The following is a 17,968-nucleotide window of genomic DNA, read 5'->3' as shown; positions in this document are numbered from 1 at the left end:
ACTTGGGTCGTAAGACCTTTGGGATGTTGACAGCATATCCCCAAACCCTCGCAGGATCAGAGAATCAACAGTTGGAAGGGACTCGGTATGGGCAGTTACGCAGGCGGATTGGCTTTGGGGGGAGCATTGTTTGGAGCCACTTTGCACGCCGCAGAATTGCGCGATGGGCACCACCGGGCGTTTCTTCTGGATTCGCAGGGCGTGCGTGTGGAAATTGCGGAGATCGAGGTGAAGAGCGGCAAATATGCCATTGAAATGAAATCAGAAAAATTCACGGATCACTTCCTGTCCATGCGTCCCTTCAAATGCCTCGAAGGTCCGGAAAAGACGTGGTGCCATGTGCCCTATCCGTACATGATCCGCCGGGACGTCTCTAAAGACCTCACCGATCTGGAGTATGATCTGCTCTTTCTCTGGAAAGGCGCGACGGAATACGGGATCGATATGTGGAACGGAGTCTACTACCGGCTTGGGGTCTCAGACGATGGTCGTATACGAGGTACACTGCACGAGATGGACATGAACATCCTTTCGGTTCCGCCAGATGATGGAAACATGCGTCCTATTCGGGAGGTCGATCTTGAGCCGGGAGATGCGGACAGCCACTGGCTGCCCGAACTCGTCATAGAATGATCACTTCGAGATCGCCGAATTGTCCTGCGTCGTGATCGACACCAGATAGGACAGGATGAAATCCTGCACGGTCCGGTCCTCGATGCCGACATGGCGCATTTTGGTGCCGGGCATGAAGCCGTCATTGTCCTCCATCCACGCGCGCAGAGCGGCGGTGGTCCACACAATACCCGACGCTTCCAAGGCAATCGAGTAATCGTAGTCTTCATACGTCCCTGCTCCGCGTCCCACGATGTTCTCCAGAGGCGGGCCGTAAGAGGCGTCTGTCGGCTCGACCGCATGGCAGCGGCGGCATTCGGCCTCGAACAGGGTTTTCCCGGCGTCGATCTTGACCTGTTCAAAGGTCGTATCGCTGGCAAAGGCGGGCAGGGCGCAGAAACTGGCCGCAGCTATCAGGGCAAAGCGTGTCATAGGGTGGTCTCCTTCACAAAGTCACCGGCACCGTAAAAACCCGCCAAATCGCCCAATATGATCCACATCAATGTTTTTGAGCCGTGGTCACATCCTTTGGTCGTATTTCCGCAAGAAAAGCCGCTGTTACTGTGTGTCCAGCCATTTTGGGAGGACACAATGAGCTTTTTCTCCACCGTTCGTGCGGCCTCTGCTGCCCTGCTGGTCTGTGCCAGTGCCGCAATCGCCGAGACCCCCGTTCTGCGCGCCGCCGTGCTTGAATTCGGTACCGTGAACTGGGAACTCGACAGCCTGAAACACAATGGATTCGACACCGCGAATGGATTCCAGCTCGAGGTCCAGGGCGTTGCGGGGGGCTCTGCCGCGCAGGTCGCGTTCCAAGGCGGCGAGGCGGATGTGATTGTGTCCGACTGGCTCTGGGTTGCGCGCCAGCGCGCCGACGGCAAAGACTACATCTTCATCCCCTATTCCAAGGCGGTCGGTGCCGTTCTGGTCCCGGGCGACAGCACTGCCACGTCACTTGCGGATCTGAAAGGCGGCAAGATCGGCATCGCGGGTGGTCCGCTCGACAAAAGCTGGCTGATCCTGCGCGCCTATGCCGAGAAAGTGCACGGGATGGACCTCGCGGCCGAAACCGAACAGGTCTTCGGCGCGCCGCCCCTGATTTTCAAAACCGCACTTCAGGGCGAGTTGGACGGCGCCATCAATTTCTGGCATTTCCTCGCCAAGATGGAAGCGGGTGGCATGAAGCCGATTATCACCGTGGATGCCGCCGCGCGTGAACTTGGCCTTGATCCCGAAACACCGCTTCTGGGGTATGTCATGCACGGCGACATGCTGCGCGATCACCCCGAACTGGTCGAAGGTCTGGCTGCTGCAAGCCGCGCCACAAAAGAGCTTCTGGCAGAGTCAGACGCCGAATGGGACCGGCTGCGTCCCCGGATGAACGCCAAGACCGACGCGCAGTTCGATGCGCTCAAGGCCGGCTTCCGCGCCGGGATTCCCGCCGATGCGCCCGTGGATGAAGACGCCGCGGCGCGCATGCTGGCCCTAATGGCCGAGCTTGGCGGGGAAAAGCTGATTGGCAGCGCAACCACCCTTCCTGAAGGCGTCTTTGTTCAACCCGGAAGCTGATCTTGTCAGCGGTCCCGAACCTGAAGCTCGTGAGCAATCGCGACACAGACACGCCGGCGGGCCTCGTTCCGCCGGCTCTGAGCGTCACGCTGCAGGGCATGGCCTTTGGCGACAAGCCGGTGCTGGGACCAATCGACATCGCACTCGCTCCGCGCGAAACCATCGCAATCACTGGTCCGTCCGGCGTCGGAAAGACCACCCTGATGCGGACCATCGCGGGGCTGGAGAGTCGGTATCAAGGCCATGTCCGTCGTCCAGACAAACTGGCGATGGTGTTTCAGGAACCGACCCTTATGCGCTGGCGGACCGTGGCCGACAATCTGCGCATTCCGCTGGGCCTTTCCTCGAACGAGATCGACAGCGCGCTGGAACAGGTGGGGCTTGCCGGGCGGGGCGCGGCGTATCCGGATCAGCTTTCGCTCGGCCAGCAGCGTCGCCTGTCACTCGCCCGCGCCTTTGCCGGTAAACCCGATGTGCTGCTGATGGACGAACCGTTTGTCAGCCTGGATGCTGACCTCAGCGACGAGATGATGACCCTCTTCGAACAACTGCGGGCAAGCCATCCGGTCGCGACGTTGCTGGTCACCCATTCGATCCCCGAGGCCGAACGTCTTGCGACACGCATCCTCGAACTGTCCGGGCAACCTGCGCAGCTCAAACCGCGCCCAGCCTAGAACAGCGGCGCGTATTTCCAGTTGTCCGCATCCGGCGTGACCTCGTCGAGGTCATAGCCCGCGCCCTGCAAGCGCTGCGCGATTTCCAACCCGTCCGACGCTGCTTCATCGACATAGCGCCGTCCCATAACCTCGTCCCTGGCGATCCCATGCCCGCGCATCAGATTGATCCCGTGGTTGAATTTGCCCACCGGATCGCCCAACTCCGCCGCCTGCCGGTCCCAGGCCGCGCTGGCTTCGGGGTCGTACTCACCTCCAAGTCCATTGTTGTCGAGCTGGCTCATCCAGGTCATCGCACCGGTGTAGCCAGCCTCGGCACAATTGCGGAACAGCGTGCGGGCGGCTGCGTGATCCCCCGACTTGGTCAACATGTACCCGGTGGCACAGAGCACCATCCCGGTCTCGCCGTCTTCGGCCCGGTCGAGCACGGATTGCCACGTCATCTCGTCGGGGTTCAACACGCCACCGGGATCATCGTCGTCCGGCTCGGCCCAAAGGCCGGAGGAACAAAGCGCCACTGCGCAACTCAGCGGGATCAAAATCTGTCTCATGCCGCAATCCTAGCGCAAAGCGGGCCATGAATCACCCGACCTATGGTCGTAGATCAGCCCTTTCGCGTCATCATCCCGCGCGCCGGGTCATAGCCCCAAACCGCCAACGCCATGAACGCCGCCGTTGCCAGCGCGGTCCAGACAAACGCCATACCGTTCCATTCGACATAAAGCGCAAAGCGGATCAATTCGACCGCATGGGTAAACGGGTTCGCCGCGCAGATGTCGTGTAAAATCTCCGAGCTTTCGGCCATCTTCCACAGCGGATAAAGCGCCGAGGACAGGAAGAACATCGGGAAGATCACGAAATTCATCACCCCTGCGAAATTCTCCAACTGCTTGATGAAACTCGACAAAGCCAGTCCCAGCGCCCCCAGCATCAACCCGCCCAGCGCCAGCGCGGGCAACACGGCGAGATACCCCAGCGGCGGCAGCGTGATATCGAACAACCACGCCACCAACAGGAAGGCATAGACCTGAAGAATGGAAATGATCGTGCTGCCCAACAGCTTGCTGAACAAGAGCCATGTCCGCGACAGCGGGGCCGTCAGCAACAGACGCATCGACCCCATCTCACGGTCATAGACAAGGCTCAAGGAGGACTGCATCCCGTTGAAGAGCAGGATCATCCCGCAAAGCCCGGGCACGATATAGGTCTCATAGGTGATATAGGTCTGGTAGGGCGGGCTGATCGACAGGCCAAGCGCCGCCCGGAACCCGGCCGCAAACACCAACAGCCAGACCAGAGGCCGCACCAGCGCCGCGATGAACCGCTCGCGCTGATGCACAAAACGCAGCGCCTCGCGCAGCACAATCGCCCGCATCGCAATCAGCGCATGCCTCATGCCGGCGCCCCCGTCATCTTTGCAAAATACTCGGGCAGGGAAGCCGATCCGCGCAGCGCGCCACAGCGCCCATCCGCCAAAACCTGTCCTCGATGCAGCAGGACCACCTGATCGCTGTCCAGAACCTCATCGGTCAGATGGGTGGCCCAGAGCACCGTCACCCCGGTGTCGGAACACAGATCGTGGATATGCCGGGTCAGTGCCGCGCGCGTTGGCGCATCAAGACCCACTGTCGGCTCATCCAGAAGCAGTACCTTCGGATCATGCAGCAGCGCCCGCGCGATCTCGGTCCGCCGCCGGTGCCCGCCATTCAATCCGCGCGCCTTTTCACCCGCCCGCTCCGCCATGTCCAACCGCGCGAGCGCGGCATCGATCCGGGTGTCGGCAGCACGTCCCGACAGACCATGCAGCGCTGCGAAATAGCTCAGGTTCTGCCGCACCGTCAGATCGAGATCGAGCGTGGTCTGCTGAAAAACCACCCCCAGATCCGCCATCGCTGCCAACGGCGCGGCTTTCAGATCGTGTCCGGCAATCGAAATCGCGCCGGGCTGCGTCACGAAAAGCCGTGTCAGCAAAGAAAACAGCGTCGACTTGCCCGCGCCGTTCGGGCCCAGCAGCGCCGCGAACTGCCCGTGCCCGACTGAGAATGACACTCCGTCCAACGCGGTCTTGGTCCCGTAGGAAAACGACAGATCAGAAACCTGCAAACTCATCCGCGCCTATCGTTCCGTCTTCTCTGGTTCTCAAATACTTCGGGGGAGCGCCCCCGATTTTGCGTCGACGCAAAATCACGATGCGTCGACGCATCGGACGCGCTGCAGACCAAGCCTCGCGTCATTCGATGGTGATGTCCAGCCGCTGGGTTTCGCCGGTCGATCCGGGGATGCGCAGGAAGTACTGACCTGGCTTGATCGCCACGAACCCGATCTCCATCGTGCCGGCATCATCGAATTCGATGGAGTTGAGACCAAGCGGCCGGATCTCCAGATCATTGACCACAATCTCGTCTATCCAGATTGCCCGAAAGAACTCGGAGCCTTCCAGCGCCAGCTCGGCCGACCCGTCCCCTTCGATCTCGAACTCGTAATAGGTGCCCGAGGTCAACACCCAGGGCGCCTCGGACAACGGCATCCCCGAACTCAGAGTCACCGGCGGCAGGTCTGCCTTGTTGGCCGAGGACAGAATACCCGCGCGGCCCCACTGGTCGCGCGGTGCGCCGTCCGCAAGGGCCAGAGCAGGGATCAGGGCGGCAATGCCGATTGTGGCCAAAATCGATTTCATATCAGTCTCCTGCACGGAAAAATTAAAATTGCGCCCCAAGCTTACTCAGTCGGTCGGAATGCAGCCCCCCAGGGGAACCGACCCACCTTGATGCTTTTCAGAGCCTTGCGGCTTTCCACGTCGACCACAGTCACATCGCCGGAGACACCGTTGGTGGTAAACAGCTGGCTGCGATCCCGGTTGAACTCCAGATGCCAGACCCGGCGGCCGACGAGGATATACTCCTCGACCTCGTAGGTTTCGGCATTGACCACCGCGACATGGTTGGACGGCCCCAGCGCCACGAAGGCATGGGTGTCATCCTTGGTGAACTCAAACCCCACAGGCTGCACCCGGTCGGGGTGGATATTGTCGATCTCGAAGTCGATCTTGGCTTTCTCGGTCTGCGTCGCCACGTCGAACACGGAAATCGTACCACCGATCTCGGCGCTGACCCAAAGCTCGGTCCCGTTCTTGACGAATTCCGCATGACGGGGGCGGGAATCCACAAGCGTATTGGCAAAGAGCGTCTGGGTCTCGGTGTCGATCCAGTGCGCCATGTTTGTGGTTTCGGACGTGGTGATGGCGATCTTGCCGTCTGGGCTGACTGCCATCCCTTCGGGTTCGATCCCCACATCGATCTGTGCCACGACGGTGCGGGTCTCGGTATCGACCACGGTTGTGATCGCGTCGTCTTCGTTGGCGATGTATAAGTGTCGGTTGTCCGGGTGCAGCACAAATTGTTCCGGGTCTTCACCCGACGGCAGGTCATAGAGGATCTCGCCGGTCACCGGATCCATCACCTGCACCGCATCGCTGTCCGAGGCGCAGATATAAACAACCGAGTAATCCTTGGAGAAGGTGATCCCACGCGGGCGTTCGCCGGTTTCGATCGTGCGGACCACCTCCATGGTTTCGATGTCGATCACGCTGACCGTGTCGTCCTTTTCGTTCGTCACCCAGATTTCATCGGCGAGCGCGGCCGAGCACAGAAGTGTGGCGCAGGTGGTGAGGATCGGCAGTTTCATCGGTGTCGGTCCTTTTGGTTGAGGTCGGATCGGGGGCCAGCCCCCGAACCCCCGGAGTTTACCGGGCAAGATGAAGAGAGATGTCAGTTCGCAAAGGCGGTGCAGCCGCTTTCCGGTTGGTCGAGCCCCAGCGTGTCCAGTTCGCTGCGCTGGTGCAGAAAGCCTTCGAGCGGAGCCTGAGCCACCAGCGCGCGTTCATGCACCAAAGGGATCGGTTGGCGCAGCTGTCCGTTCCAGGTGCGAAAGGTCATGGGGCGGCCCTTGAAGCCCGCCAGTTCAAACGCGTCCGAAAGCATGTAGTTGCGCAACGTGGCCGCATCTGCGGCGCCGGTGCGGGTGACGGCCTCGCCAATCGAACGCATCGCCGCCCAGACGGCGTAGTCCCGGTCGAGCATGGGGCGACCGGCCAGTTCTTCGAAGCGCGATTGCAGCTGTGCAGCGCCCCATTGTTCGACCACGCGGTGCCAGGCCACCGGGCGCAACCCTTCGGACCCGGCCACGGGACGCGGGCGCCAGGTGTTATAGGAGATGTAGCGCGCGAAATCGTCGGCCGCGTCAGCCACCAGCAGCACGTCGTAGTCCCCCAGTTCCTGTGTGAAGAGGGGAACTTCCTGCGCCGCGTTGCGCCGCATGTCGGCGTCAAACGCCCATGTCTTGCGCGCGCCGAACCGCAGACCGAACTTGCGCGCAGAGGCCTCCAACGTGTCGGCCCAGGCCACATCTTCAGCGCGGTCACCCGCAATCATCGCGATCTCGTCCCAGCGGCGGGTGACGAAAAACTGCATCAAGGCATCCGCTTTCATCGCGTAAGACGGGAGGGTGTGCAGCACATTTGTCCGGCACGCACTGTCCCGCAGCGCCACATCCGCGGCACCCGCGTTGAAGAGAAGGGCGTCTGCCGCCTCCGGCAGATCGGCGGCAAGGGTCACCTCATCCGCCGGGGCGTCGAGCACCACAAGGTCGGTCTCGGCCAGCGCCGCGCGCAGGGCTGCAGCGAAATCTCCGTCCGGGGCGATTTCGGTTACCGAGAGGCTGTAGGTCTGCCCGAGGAACCGTCCGGTGGTGATATTGTCCTCCAGCCCAAGCTCGGCCCCGCGCAGGCCCAGATCCTCAGGGATCGGGTCCAGATTGGACAGGGTGGGCGGCGCCGGAACGAGCTGTTTCAGATAGTGGATATGAACCGCAACCTCCGCCCGCGCGGCAGACGCGAGGCTGATGGCCATGGCACAGAGAACGCCACACGCACGGCGCGAAGTGATCATGAAACGGTCCTCCCAAACGGACGGTATTCCGGGGGTCGAGGCCGGAAAATACGACCATTGTCCCGTGTCCGAGGCAGCGGAATCGGCCCTGCGCGCCACGAAAGTCCAATACCCGGGAGAAGGGCGCGCCGATAGAAATCCGGCAAGACACAGGATCGTGCCCGAGGAGGACCCCATGACTGCGACCGCTCTGAAATCCGCGCTTGCCGCCATCACACTGACCGCAGCCGCAAGCCTGGCCCACGCACATGGCGACGTTGCCCCGCAGGCGGTCGATACAACCGGACTGCCGGCCAATGGCGACGATTGGCTGACCGAAAACCCCTATCGTGCAGAAGCGGCCGGGGAAGAGGTCTGGGCGCTGGCGGTCAGCATCGGCGCCTCGGGCTATAACCAGAACTGCGCACGCTGTCACGGTCTCGAGGTGATCTCGGGTGGTCTTGCCCCCGACCTGCGTTTCCTCGAGGCCGAGGAATATGGGGATGAGTGGTATGTTGAGCGCTTCCGCGAAGGCTACACCCAGAATGGCATCACCAAGATGCCCGCCTTCGGCGAATTGCTTGGCCAGGACGCAGCCTGGGCGATCCGCACCTATATCGAAACGCGTCCCGATGATGCTTCGATGGAAGAGGTTTCGGACGAACTCAAGGCGCTCCGTGACGAGATCGTGGGCTACGCGTCCGACGCCAGTGCCGCAGATGCCGACGCCTTGAAGTCGCGTCTGACAGAGATTGCGATGGGCATCGAAACGCTCTCGGGTGCGCCCGTTGCCGACAGCGCGGCCTCGCGTGCGGCAAACCTGATTGACGGGACTGCCGACGCTTATGCCCGCGCGGCCGAAGCGCTGACCATCGGGTTGTCTGCAGCACACTGAGCCTATGATGACCGCGTTCCGCGCAACTCTGCTTGCGACGATGCTGGCCTCGACAGGACCTGTCTGGGCCAGCGATCCCTGCGCCGATTACGTCCCGCAGGCCAAGCCACAGAACGCCAGCCGTGACATTGTCGGGCAGGATATCGACCAGATCATCGAACGCGGCTTCATGACGTTCGCGGTCTATGAGGACTATCCGCCCTACAGTTGGGAGGAGGCCGGACAACCGCGTGGCGTCGATATCGACATCGCGCGCATCGTGGCCGAGGATATCGGCGTCGAGCCGCGCTTCAAATTCGTCGCGGCGGGCGAAAACCTCGATGCCGATCTGCGCAACAACATCTGGCAGGGCCCGGTGATAGGTGGCGCGGTGTCGAACGTCATGCTCCGTGTGCCATATGACAGCGCCTTCAACTGCCGGGTGGAACAGGTGGTGTTCACCGGTCAGTACATGACCGAAAGCGTGGCCATTGCCTATTCCGAGGCCGAGTATCCAGACGGTGGTCCGGTCCCGGCCTATTTCCGGTTCGATACGGTGGCGGTCGAAAACGACTCGATCGCCGATTTTTACCTGACCAGCTTTGCCGGCGGGCAACTTGCTCAGGGTGTGCGCCGCTATCCGACCATGCAGGCTGCGATGGCGGCGCTGAACGCGGGTGAGGTCATGGCGGCGATGGGGCCGCTGGCGCAGCTCGAATTTGGGGCAGGTGAGGGGGTTGCCATCCACCAGCCGCCATTGCCGGGGTTTGCCAAATCGAAATGGACACTCGGCACGGGCAGTCATTTCGCCTATCGTGGCCTGAGTTACATGGTCGACGATGCGATTTTCGCCGCCCTTTCCGATGGGCGGATCGCTGCAATTTTCGAAAGCTACGGGCTGACCCATCAGCCGCCGGAAAGATAGTTTTCGCCAACATGTTAAGCCATTGGTCTTATATGCCACCGGGGATTGAGCCCCTAGGCTGACCACCAAAGAAGGATCACACCGATGCATATGACCGATTCCCGCACGATTGCAGCCAGCCCCGAAGAGGTCTGGGCGGCGATCCTCGATCCTGAAGTCCTGAAACAATGCGTGCCGGGTTGCACCGAGATGAGCGGCTCTGCCGACGACGGCTTCGAAGCGACCGTTGTGCAAAAGGTCGGCCCGGTGAAGGCGACGTTCAAAGGCACGGTCACGCTCTCGGACATGGTGCCGGGCCAGTCTCTGACCCTGTCAGGCGAAGGCAAGGGCGGTGCGGCGGGTTTTGCCAAAGGCGGCGCCGATGTGAAGCTCACAGCCGTCGAGGGCGGAACCGAGCTGCATTACGATGTCGAGGCGAAGGTCGGCGGCAAGCTGGCCCAGTTGGGCAGCCGCATCATCGATGGGTTCGCCAAAAAGATGGCGGATCAGTTTTTCACCAATTTCCAGAACGCCGTTGAAGGCCCGCAGGACGCGGATGGCGACGCTGACACCGCCGTCGAAGGCGGGGAAAAGAAAAAGGGCTGGTTCAAGAAACTCGTTTCTTGATCGGACGCCGCTTCTGAAACACAGTTGAATTCGAATACCCATGGGAGGAGTTAGATGACAAAGGTAACGATGACGGTAAACGGCAAGACCGTTTCCGGAGAGGTGAAGGGCAACACGCTCTTGACCGAATTCCTGCGCGAGGATCTGCGCCTGACAGGAACCCATGTGGGTTGTGACACGTCGCAGTGTGGCGCGTGCGTTGTGCATGTGAACGGCGAGGCCGTGAAATCCTGCACCATGTTCGCGGCCGAAGCAGACGGCGCCGAGGTCAAGACGATTGAAGGCATGGCGAATGCGGACGGCTCGCTCAGCGTGATCCAGCAGGCGTTCCAGGACTACCACGGCCTTCAGTGCGGTTTCTGCACACCGGGCATGGTGATGTCGGCGGCTGCGCTTCTCAAGGACAATCCCAAGCCCACTGAGGCGGAAGTCCGGGATTACCTCGAAGGCAACATCTGCCGTTGCACCGGCTACCACAACATCGTGCGCGCCATCATGGCGGCATCCGGTCAGGACGTGCCCGCAGTCGCGGCGGAATAATCCACAATTGTAGGGTGTGTGCCCGCACACGCCGCTCCTAGGGAGGAACATCACTATGCCGAAGGATCATGGCATCGGTGCAAGCCAGAAACGGCGCGAAGACGTCCGCTTTCTGACAGGCGCCGGAAACTATACCGACGACATCAACGTACATGGCCAAGCCTATGTGCATTTCCTGCGCTCTGACCTGGCGCATGGCAAGATCAACAACATAGATACCAGCGCCGCCGAAGGTATGCCGGGTGTTGTCCGCATCTTCACCGGCAAGGATTTTGAAGGTGTTGGCGGTCTGCCCTGCGGCTGGCAGGTGACCGACAAACACGGTGAACCGATGAAGGAACCGGCCCACCCGGTTCTGGCTCAGGGCAAGGTGCGCCACGTTGGCGATCCCATCGCTGCCGTTGTGGCCGACAGCCTCGAACAGGCGCGCACCGCGGCCGAGGCGATCGTGCTCGACATTGACGAGCTTCCGGCCGTTGTCGACATGGCCAAGGCGCTCGAAGCCGGGTCTACAAAGGTGCATGACGATCTGGCGGATAACCTCTGCTACGACTGGCAGTTCGGCACTGACACCGAAACCACAGATGCGGCGTTCAAGAATGCAGCGCATGTGACGACGCTGGAACTGGTGAACAACCGCCTCGTTGCCAACCCGATGGAGCCGCGCGTCGCGGTGGGGGACTACTCCCGCGCCAATGACGAGCATACGCTCTACACCACTTCCCAGAACCCGCACGTAATCCGTCTGCTGATGGGCGCCTTCGTTCTCGGCATCCCCGAGCACAAGCTGCGCGTTGTGGCACCGGATGTGGGCGGCGGTTTCGGCACCAAGATCTTCCACTACGCTGAAGAGGCATTCTGCACCTTTGCCGCCAAGGCGTGCAACCGCCCGGTCAAGTGGACTTCGACCCGCTCCGAGGCGTTCATGTCCGACGCGCATGGCCGCGACCACGTGACCAAGATCGAACTGGCGCTCGACAAGGACAACAACTTCATCGGCGTCCGCACCGATACGCTGGCGAACATGGGCGCGTATCTGTCCACCTTCTCGTCCTCGGTGCCGACATGGCTCCACGGCACGCTGATGGCGGGCAACTACAAGACCCCGGCGGTTCAGGTGAACGTCAAAGCGGTCTTCACCAACACCGTACCGGTTGATGCCTATCGTGGCGCAGGACGCCCCGAAGCGACGTTCCAGCTCGAGCGTGTGATCGACAAAGCCGCCCGCGAACTGGGTGTCGATCCAATGCAGCTCCGCCGCCAGAACTTCATCACTTCCTTCCCCTATGAGACCCCCGTGGCCGTTGCCTACGACACCGGCGATTACCACGCGACCATGGACAAGATGGAAGAGCTGATGGACATCCCGGGCTTCGCCGCACGCCGCGCCGAGTCCGAGAAGAACGGCAAGCTGCGTGGCCTTGGCATCAACTGCTTCATCGAAGCCTGCGGTATCGCCCCGTCGAACCTCGTCGGCCAGCTCGGCGCCCGCGCCGGTCTCTATGACGCCGCCACCGTCCGCGTGAACGCGACCGGCTCCATCTCGGTGATGGTCGGCGCACACAGCCACGGGCAGGGGCACGAAACCGTGTTCCCGCAGGTCGTGGCGGAAATGCTCGGCATCGACGAAAGCATGGTCGATATCGTCCATGGCGACACCTCCAAGATCCCGTTTGGGATGGGCACCTACGGCTCGCGTTCGCTGGCGGTCTGCGGATCGGCCATGGTTCGGGCCACCGAGAAGATTATCAACAAAGCCAAGAAGATCGCTGGCCACCTTCTCGAAGCCTCCGACAGCGATATCGAACTCAAGGACGGTCAGTTCACCGTCGCAGGTACCGACAAGTCGGTCGCCTGGGGTGACGTCACGCTGGCAGCCTACGTGCCGCACAACTACCCGCTCGAAGACATCGAGCCGGGCCTTGAGGAAACCGCGTTCTACGATCCGGCCAACTTCACCTACCCGGCAGGCGCCTATGCCTGCGAGGTCGAGGTGGACCCGGACACCGGCAAGGTCACCATCGAGAAGTTCGTTTCGGCGGATGACTTCGGCAATGTCGTGAACCCGATGATCGTCGAAGGCCAGGTCCATGGCGGTATCGCCCAGGGCATCGGTCAGGCGCTTCTGGAAAACTGCGCCTATGACGAAAACGGCCAGCTGCTGAGCGCATCCTACATGGATTATGCAATGCCGCGCGCGGATGACATTCCGCATATGGCCAGCTACGTCGTCGACCACTCCTGCCAGACACCGTGCACCCACAACCCGCTCGGGGTGAAGGGCTGCGGCGAGGCCGGGGCGATCGGGTCCCCGCCCACAGTGGTGAACGCGGTCATTGACGCGCTGCACTCTGGCGGCCACACCCATGTCAACCACATCGATATGCCCGTGTCGCCCTCGCGCGTCTGGGCAGCGATCAACGGCCAGTAAGGAGGGCTGAGCACATGTATAGCTTTGACATTCAACGGCCCACCTCCATCGCGGATGCGGTGGCAGCACTGAGCACAGACGAAGCCCTGCCTCTGGGCGGTGGTCAGACCCTGATCCCGACGCTCAAGCAGCGCCTCTCGGCTCCGTCCGTGCTGGTCAGCCTTGGCGCAATTGCCGAGATTAAGGGCGTCTGCACCGGCGATGACGGCGCGCTCTGCATCGGTGGCGGCACGACCCACGCCACCGTTGCGAAAGAAGCCGCGTCGTCCTATCCGGCGCTTGCCGCGCTTGCGGGCAATATCGGTGACCCGGCGGTCCGCAACCGCGGCACCATCGGTGGCAGCCTCGCCAACAACGACCCCTCCGCCTGCTACCCAGCAGCGGCTCTGGCGTCGGGCGCGACCATCGTCACCAACACCCGCTCCATCGCGGCTGATGATTACTTCCAGGGGATGTTCGCAACAGCCCTGAACGAAGGCGAAATCATCACCGAGGTGCGCTTCCCGGTGCCGGAAAAGGCCGCCTATATGAAGTTCGAACAGCCCGCCTCGCGCTTTGCGCTGGTTGGCGTGTTCGTCGCCAAATACGCGGACGGTGTGCGTGTGGCGGTGACCGGGGCATCCGAGGACGGCGTCTTCCGTTGGACCGAGGCTGAAGCGGCGCTTTCGTCGAACTTCTCGGCGGATGCGGTTCCTGCGGCGCCTTCGGGCGACGGCATGATCTCGGACCTGCACGGCTCGGGCGCGTACCGTGCGCATCTGATCGCCGTGATGACCAAACGGGCTGTTGCTGCAGCTGGCTGATCCGAGTGCGATCACTGAAATCAGAAAGCCCCGGTTTCCGAACCGGGGCTTTTTCTTTGGCGGGGACGATGCGGTAACGCATCGTCATTTTGCGTCAGCGCAAAATCGGGGGTCGTCCGTTGAGGCGCCATTGGATCAAGCCCAATGGACGACGCCCCCGAGGTGTTTTTGAAACAGAGAAGATCAGAGGGTTTGGATGTTGCCGTCCGCATCGACCAAAGTGATGCGGTGCAGGCCCGCCGCGACTTTAAGGTGTCGCAGCCTGTCGCGATCCATGAACACCGCAGCGGTTGAAAGCGCATCGGCCATCGTCGCCGAGGGTGCCTCGATGCTGACAGTGGACCAGAGCGGGATTTCCCCACGCGGGCCGAGGATGTGGGAGCGGTCACCCAATGTCAGGGCTGCCGGGCTTGATGTGGCGATGGCCATATCTCGCAACTCGCGTGTTCCGAGATGTCCATGGGTCGGGTCATCCAGGCCCAGCGTGAACGGGCCGCCCATCGCGGCCTGTTCGCCGATATTCACAAGCGCGGTTTCTGCGCCGTGCTTGCGCAGAAGAAGGCGCATCACGTCCGTCGCAAAGCCCTGCGCGATGCCGTTGAAAGTCAGCGCCTGACCGCTCTGAACTTCGATCATCCGGTCCGAATAGCGTACCCGGTGCCAGCCAAGGGCTTTGCGGGCCGGTTCGGGGTCGCGGCCTTTGGCGTAGGCTTCCCACAGGGGCTGGATCGTCGGATCGAACAGCCCGCCGCTCAGGTGATGCGCTTCGTCTGCCCGCGCCATCAGCGTCCGCATGAGCACATTGGGGTCGCGCAGGCGGCCCATGATGTTCAGGCGGCTCAGATGCGAGGTCGGGCGGAACAGGCTGAACGCCTCTTCGAAATTCACCAGCAGGCGCGGCACATCCGCAAGCGCCTTTTGGGTCATCTCGCGCGGCCCGTGCAGCGTCACCGACACCTCCGCCCCGAGCGCCTGACCCGACCACGTGTCGGCCCGGGCAAGGGCAGGGGCACAGGCAAAGGCGGCGGCAAGGGTCAGGAAGCGGCGTCGTTTCATTCGGCAGGCACCGTGTTGGGATGGCCCAGATTGCGCGGCGCGCGGCGTCCGGCACGCCCTTTGAGGATCAGCGGCACGCACTGCTCTGCGTCATCATGGATGGTGACGCAATCAAGGCATTGGAAACATTCGGAATACTGGATCTTGCCGCTTGGTGCGATGGCCTCATAGTTGCATTTCACGCGGCAGAGCTGACATGGGGAGCCGCATTCCTCTCGCCGCGGGATCCATCGGCGCAGGCGCAGCACACCCCCGATGGCCATAAGAGCGCCCAGAGGGCAGAGGTAGCGGCAGAAGCCTTTGAAGACGACCATGCCCAGCACCAGCCACAGCGCGGCATACGCGACATAGTACCATTCGCGGACAAAGAAGGTGGTGATCGCGGTCTTGAACGGCTCTATCTCGGCCGCCTTGTCCATGTGGGACGGCGCAAACACCGTCACCGCGACCAGTCCCGCCAGCGCAACGTATTTCACCGATTTGAGCCGTGCATCCCATCTGGCGCTGGGTTCGATTTTCGGCAGGCGCAGCAGTCGTCCGAGGTGATGTGCAAATTCCTGCATCGCGCCAAACGGGCAGAGCCAGCCGCAGAACAGACCACGTCCCCACAGCACAAACCCGAGGATCGCGGCGCCCCAGATCAGCAGCGAGAAGGGATCGTAAAGCAGGAACGCAAACGACCCGCCGGCCATTGCGGTCTGCAGCGCCGCAAGCGGTGTCACGATGGAGAGCTGCCCCTGTCCCCACCAGCCGATGAACCCAAGCACGCCAGCGAGGATGCCCAGCCGCACCGGGGTAAACGCTGCCAGACCCGCCAGCCAGCTCTGCGCGCCCAGAAGAACCGCCAGGAGACCGGCGAGCATCACGCTCAGAACGATCAGGTCGGTCTCCCGGTTCAGGATCGCCTCTTTCCATGGAGGCAGCTTCTCCACCACCGCCGGACGGGCGTAGAACCTGTCATCCGTCACATGGGTCGCGGTCAGTTGCACCGACCCGATCTCTGGCTGAAACATCCCATGTTCGCGCACCGCATCGACGCTCATCGTCCACTCGCGTGTCGGGTCAAACCCCAACCGCCGGTCGGTGCGCAGGATCATCGCCACACCGTCATGCAGCGCGTCCGGCACCGCGTCGCTCAGCTCGACAAACAGATCCGCATCCCGCAACGCCACCGGGAACCCGTCCTGCTCTGCGCCGATCCAGTCGGGGGCGGTGTTGCGCACGAAATCCTCGCTGACCAACCCGTGCCGCGCGGTTTCCACCACGAGGATCGGCTCGTCGAAGGTCGAGATTGACATGAAGTGGTCAAGCTCCTCCAACGTGCCCTCATCCAGCAGCACTCGGGCGATCGACTTTGGCCCCACATCGGCGATCCAGAGGTCGAGATAGGGCGCGTCTGGCTCGTCCAGCGCCTCGGCATCGTCATCCTCCCAGACCGTGCCAGCAAACAGCGCCTGCACCTCGGCATTGGTGGCCACCCGCCGCGTGATCAGCCCCTGCGTCACCAGATCGTCCCAGCTCAGCACCTCGACATACTCGGGGTCGGGGAACGCAGGCGGCCCCGAGGCGATCCCCTGCATCTTCTCGCGCGCCACCTGCAGCGCCGCCGCAAGCACGCTCTCGTGCGCGATCCGCACCGAGGCCGTCGCCTTTGTCACACCGTCCAGATAGATCAACCCGCCGCCACCCGTCGCCCCACCATAGGGCGTGCCCACCACCAGGGAATCGCTGATCGAATGACCGCGATACTGCTCGAAGAACGCGTGAAACGGCGCTTCCCCCAGACCCGACACAAAGATCGGCTCGTTATGATCCAGAAGCTGCACATCCAGAAACCGCCCGTCCAGATCCAGCACCACCAGCACATTGATCGGCGCGCCGGAAAAGCCGGGCAGGGCGGCCATCGGCTCGGTCTGGAACACGTAGCCCGCATGTGCGCCACCCGAATTGAGAAGCTCGTACACCCCGTTTTCGGAGATCAGCGCGCCTAGGCTCATTGGTGCGAAAATCCGCGCGCCTATCTCGTCTTCGGACAAGACCTCTCCGACCGCGCACACCGCGCTCACACACCACAAAACAGCGGCGAGGATGAAACGAAGGCCTCCCATGACCGCGACCATAAAAGCGCCGCCCGCGCCGCCCTATTGGACCTTCGTCCAAGAGCCACGAACCCCCGCGATCCCCTATGCTTCTCCCATGCGCGCACCACCCCATGTCACCCTGATCTCGCTCGCCCTGCTGATCGCCGCCTGGATGCTGGGCGCGGGGGCGATGAACGACGCCGACATCCTGCCCACCCCGCTCGCCGTCTGGCACGAGATCGCGGATGAAAGCGCATCAGGCGCCCTCTGGTACCACATGGCCAACACCCTGCGCCGCGTGGCTCTGGCCTTCGCGCTCGCCATGGCCGTCGGCATCACGCTCGGCATCCTGATGGGCCGGTCCGAGCGGCTCAACATGTGGCTCGACCCGTGGGTCACCGTCTTTCTGAACCTGCCCGCGCTGGTGATCATCGTGCTCTGCTACCTCTGGATCGGCCTGAACGAGACCGCCGCCATCATCGCCGTCGCCCTCAACAAGACCGCCATGGTCACCGTCACGATCCGGGAAGGCGTCCGCACGCTCGACCGCGGCATTGCCGACATGGCGCAGGTCTACCGCCTGACGCCCATGACCCGCCTGCGCCACATCATCTGGCCGCAACTGGGGCCGTTCGTCGCCACCAGCACCCGCAACGGGCTGGCCGTGATCTGGAAGATCGTGCTGGTGGTCGAGTTTCTGGGCCGCTCGAACGGCGTCGGCTTCCAGATCCATCTGTATTTTCAGCTCTTCGACACCGCGACCGTCATGGCCTACGCGCTGGCCTTCACCGGCGTGATGCTGAGCATCGAGTACGGTCTGGTCCAGCAATGGGAGAGGCGATCAAGCGCGTGGCGGCGGGCGTGAACCTTAGGGC

Annotated in this window: 19 protein-coding genes; 10 read left to right on the top strand and 9 right to left on the bottom strand. The window is 62.4% G+C overall.

The features are described from left to right. Positions 1 to 87 precede the first annotated feature (87 nt). Positions 88 to 633 carry a hypothetical protein gene (locus MGEO_RS14155; RefSeq protein WP_085639042.1) on the top strand — a complete coding sequence of 182 codons (546 nt, stop codon included), beginning with the start codon at positions 88 to 90 and terminating at the stop codon, positions 631 to 633. Here MGEO_RS14155 and MGEO_RS14150 read toward each other — a convergent pair whose 3' ends face one another. Continuing rightward, positions 634 to 1,044, bottom strand: coding sequence for a c-type cytochrome (locus tag MGEO_RS14150; RefSeq protein WP_085639039.1), 411 nt, complete (start codon positions 1,042 to 1,044; stop codon positions 634 to 636). It abuts the gene before it with no gap. 159 nt (positions 1,045 to 1,203) lie between these two features. Between MGEO_RS14150 and MGEO_RS14145 the strand changes: the two genes are divergently transcribed. Together MGEO_RS14145 and MGEO_RS14140 are read left to right on the top strand one after the other, a co-directional pair. Then, complete coding sequence (locus MGEO_RS14145) at positions 1,204 to 2,178, top strand: ABC transporter substrate-binding protein (RefSeq protein WP_085639036.1); 975 nt, start codon at positions 1,204 to 1,206, stop codon at positions 2,176 to 2,178. A gap of 29 nt (positions 2,179 to 2,207) precedes the next feature. Continuing rightward, positions 2,208 to 2,852 (top strand): ABC transporter ATP-binding protein, encoded by a 645-nt coding sequence (locus MGEO_RS14140; protein WP_233139935.1) that lies wholly within the window; start codon positions 2,208 to 2,210, stop codon positions 2,850 to 2,852. Here MGEO_RS14140 and MGEO_RS14135 read toward each other — a convergent pair. From MGEO_RS14135 to MGEO_RS14110, 6 genes are all read right to left on the bottom strand, one after another. Beyond that, positions 2,849 to 3,403, bottom strand: a complete 555-nt coding sequence (locus MGEO_RS14135) for a tetratricopeptide repeat protein (RefSeq protein ID WP_085639033.1) — start codon at positions 3,401 to 3,403, stop codon at positions 2,849 to 2,851. The genes MGEO_RS14140 and MGEO_RS14135 overlap by 4 nt on opposite strands. Before the next feature lie 53 nt (positions 3,404 to 3,456). After that, positions 3,457 to 4,248 carry an ABC transporter permease gene (locus tag MGEO_RS14130; protein WP_085639030.1) on the bottom strand — a complete coding sequence of 264 codons (792 nt, stop codon included), beginning with the start codon at positions 4,246 to 4,248 and terminating at the stop codon, positions 3,457 to 3,459. Beyond that, positions 4,245 to 4,961 (bottom strand): ABC transporter ATP-binding protein, encoded by a 717-nt coding sequence (locus tag MGEO_RS14125; protein ID WP_085639028.1) that lies wholly within the window; start codon positions 4,959 to 4,961, stop codon positions 4,245 to 4,247. Before MGEO_RS14125 ends, MGEO_RS14130 begins: the two co-directional genes overlap by 4 nt. A 121-nt stretch (positions 4,962 to 5,082) precedes the next feature. Then, positions 5,083 to 5,529: a hypothetical protein gene (locus MGEO_RS14120; protein WP_085639025.1), complete on the bottom strand. Its 447-nt coding sequence runs from the start codon at positions 5,527 to 5,529 to the stop codon at positions 5,083 to 5,085. Between the two features lie 41 nt (positions 5,530 to 5,570). Then, the gene (locus tag MGEO_RS14115) at positions 5,571 to 6,536 is read right to left on the bottom strand and encodes a YVTN family beta-propeller repeat protein (protein ID WP_085639023.1); all 966 of its coding nucleotides are present in this window, start codon (positions 6,534 to 6,536) and stop codon (positions 5,571 to 5,573) included. Between the two features lie 83 nt (positions 6,537 to 6,619). Further along, positions 6,620 to 7,798, bottom strand: coding sequence for an ABC transporter substrate-binding protein (locus MGEO_RS14110; protein ID WP_085639020.1), 1,179 nt, complete (start codon positions 7,796 to 7,798; stop codon positions 6,620 to 6,622). Between the two features lie 175 nt (positions 7,799 to 7,973). On the opposite strand from MGEO_RS14110, the gene pedF reads away from it, so the two are divergent. The 6 genes from pedF (at position 7,974) to MGEO_RS14080 (ending at position 13,956) form a co-directional block, all read left to right on the top strand. After that, positions 7,974 to 8,672, top strand: coding sequence for a cytochrome c-550 PedF (gene pedF, locus MGEO_RS14105; RefSeq protein ID WP_085639017.1), 699 nt, complete (start codon positions 7,974 to 7,976; stop codon positions 8,670 to 8,672). Positions 8,673 to 8,676: 4 nt separating this feature from the next. After that, on the top strand, positions 8,677 to 9,576 hold the full coding sequence (locus MGEO_RS14100; RefSeq protein ID WP_085639014.1) for a substrate-binding periplasmic protein: 900 nt from the start codon (positions 8,677 to 8,679) through the stop codon (positions 9,574 to 9,576). Between the two features lie 84 nt (positions 9,577 to 9,660). Then, positions 9,661 to 10,182 carry a CoxG family protein gene (locus MGEO_RS14095; RefSeq protein WP_085639011.1) on the top strand — a complete coding sequence of 174 codons (522 nt, stop codon included), beginning with the start codon at positions 9,661 to 9,663 and terminating at the stop codon, positions 10,180 to 10,182. A gap of 54 nt (positions 10,183 to 10,236) precedes the next feature. Then, entirely contained in the window at positions 10,237 to 10,722 is a 486-nt protein-coding gene (locus MGEO_RS14090) for a (2Fe-2S)-binding protein (RefSeq protein WP_085639008.1), read from the top strand. 55 nt (positions 10,723 to 10,777) lie between these two features. Further along, entirely contained in the window at positions 10,778 to 13,153 is a 2,376-nt protein-coding gene (locus MGEO_RS14085; protein ID WP_085639005.1) for a xanthine dehydrogenase family protein molybdopterin-binding subunit, read from the top strand. A gap of 14 nt (positions 13,154 to 13,167) precedes the next feature. Then, positions 13,168 to 13,956: an FAD binding domain-containing protein gene (locus MGEO_RS14080; protein WP_085639003.1), complete on the top strand. Its 789-nt coding sequence runs from the start codon at positions 13,168 to 13,170 to the stop codon at positions 13,954 to 13,956. A gap of 183 nt (positions 13,957 to 14,139) precedes the next feature. Here the strand turns inward: MGEO_RS14080 and MGEO_RS14075 are convergent, their stop codons facing one another. Both MGEO_RS14075 and MGEO_RS14070 read right to left on the bottom strand, forming a co-directional pair. Next, entirely contained in the window at positions 14,140 to 15,012 is an 873-nt protein-coding gene (locus MGEO_RS14075; RefSeq protein WP_085639000.1) for an FAD:protein FMN transferase, read from the bottom strand. Next, positions 15,009 to 17,120 (bottom strand): 4Fe-4S binding protein, encoded by a 2,112-nt coding sequence (locus tag MGEO_RS14070; RefSeq protein ID WP_233139933.1) that lies wholly within the window; start codon positions 17,118 to 17,120, stop codon positions 15,009 to 15,011. The genes MGEO_RS14075 and MGEO_RS14070 overlap by 4 nt, the downstream gene beginning before the upstream one ends. Between MGEO_RS14070 and MGEO_RS14065 the strand changes: the two genes are divergently transcribed. Continuing rightward, the gene (locus MGEO_RS14065; RefSeq protein WP_332908319.1) at positions 17,119 to 17,958 is read left to right on the top strand and encodes an ABC transporter permease; all 840 of its coding nucleotides are present in this window, start codon (positions 17,119 to 17,121) and stop codon (positions 17,956 to 17,958) included. The genes MGEO_RS14070 and MGEO_RS14065 overlap by 2 nt on opposite strands. The last annotated feature ends 10 nt before the right edge of the window (positions 17,959 to 17,968 follow it).

It is taken from the genome of Marivita geojedonensis (genome assembly GCF_002115805.1).
GTDB lineage: Bacteria > Pseudomonadota > Alphaproteobacteria > Rhodobacterales > Rhodobacteraceae > Marivita > Marivita geojedonensis.
Note: the sequence above shows the minus strand (reverse complement) of the source record. Positions and strands in the feature narration are given on the sequence as shown.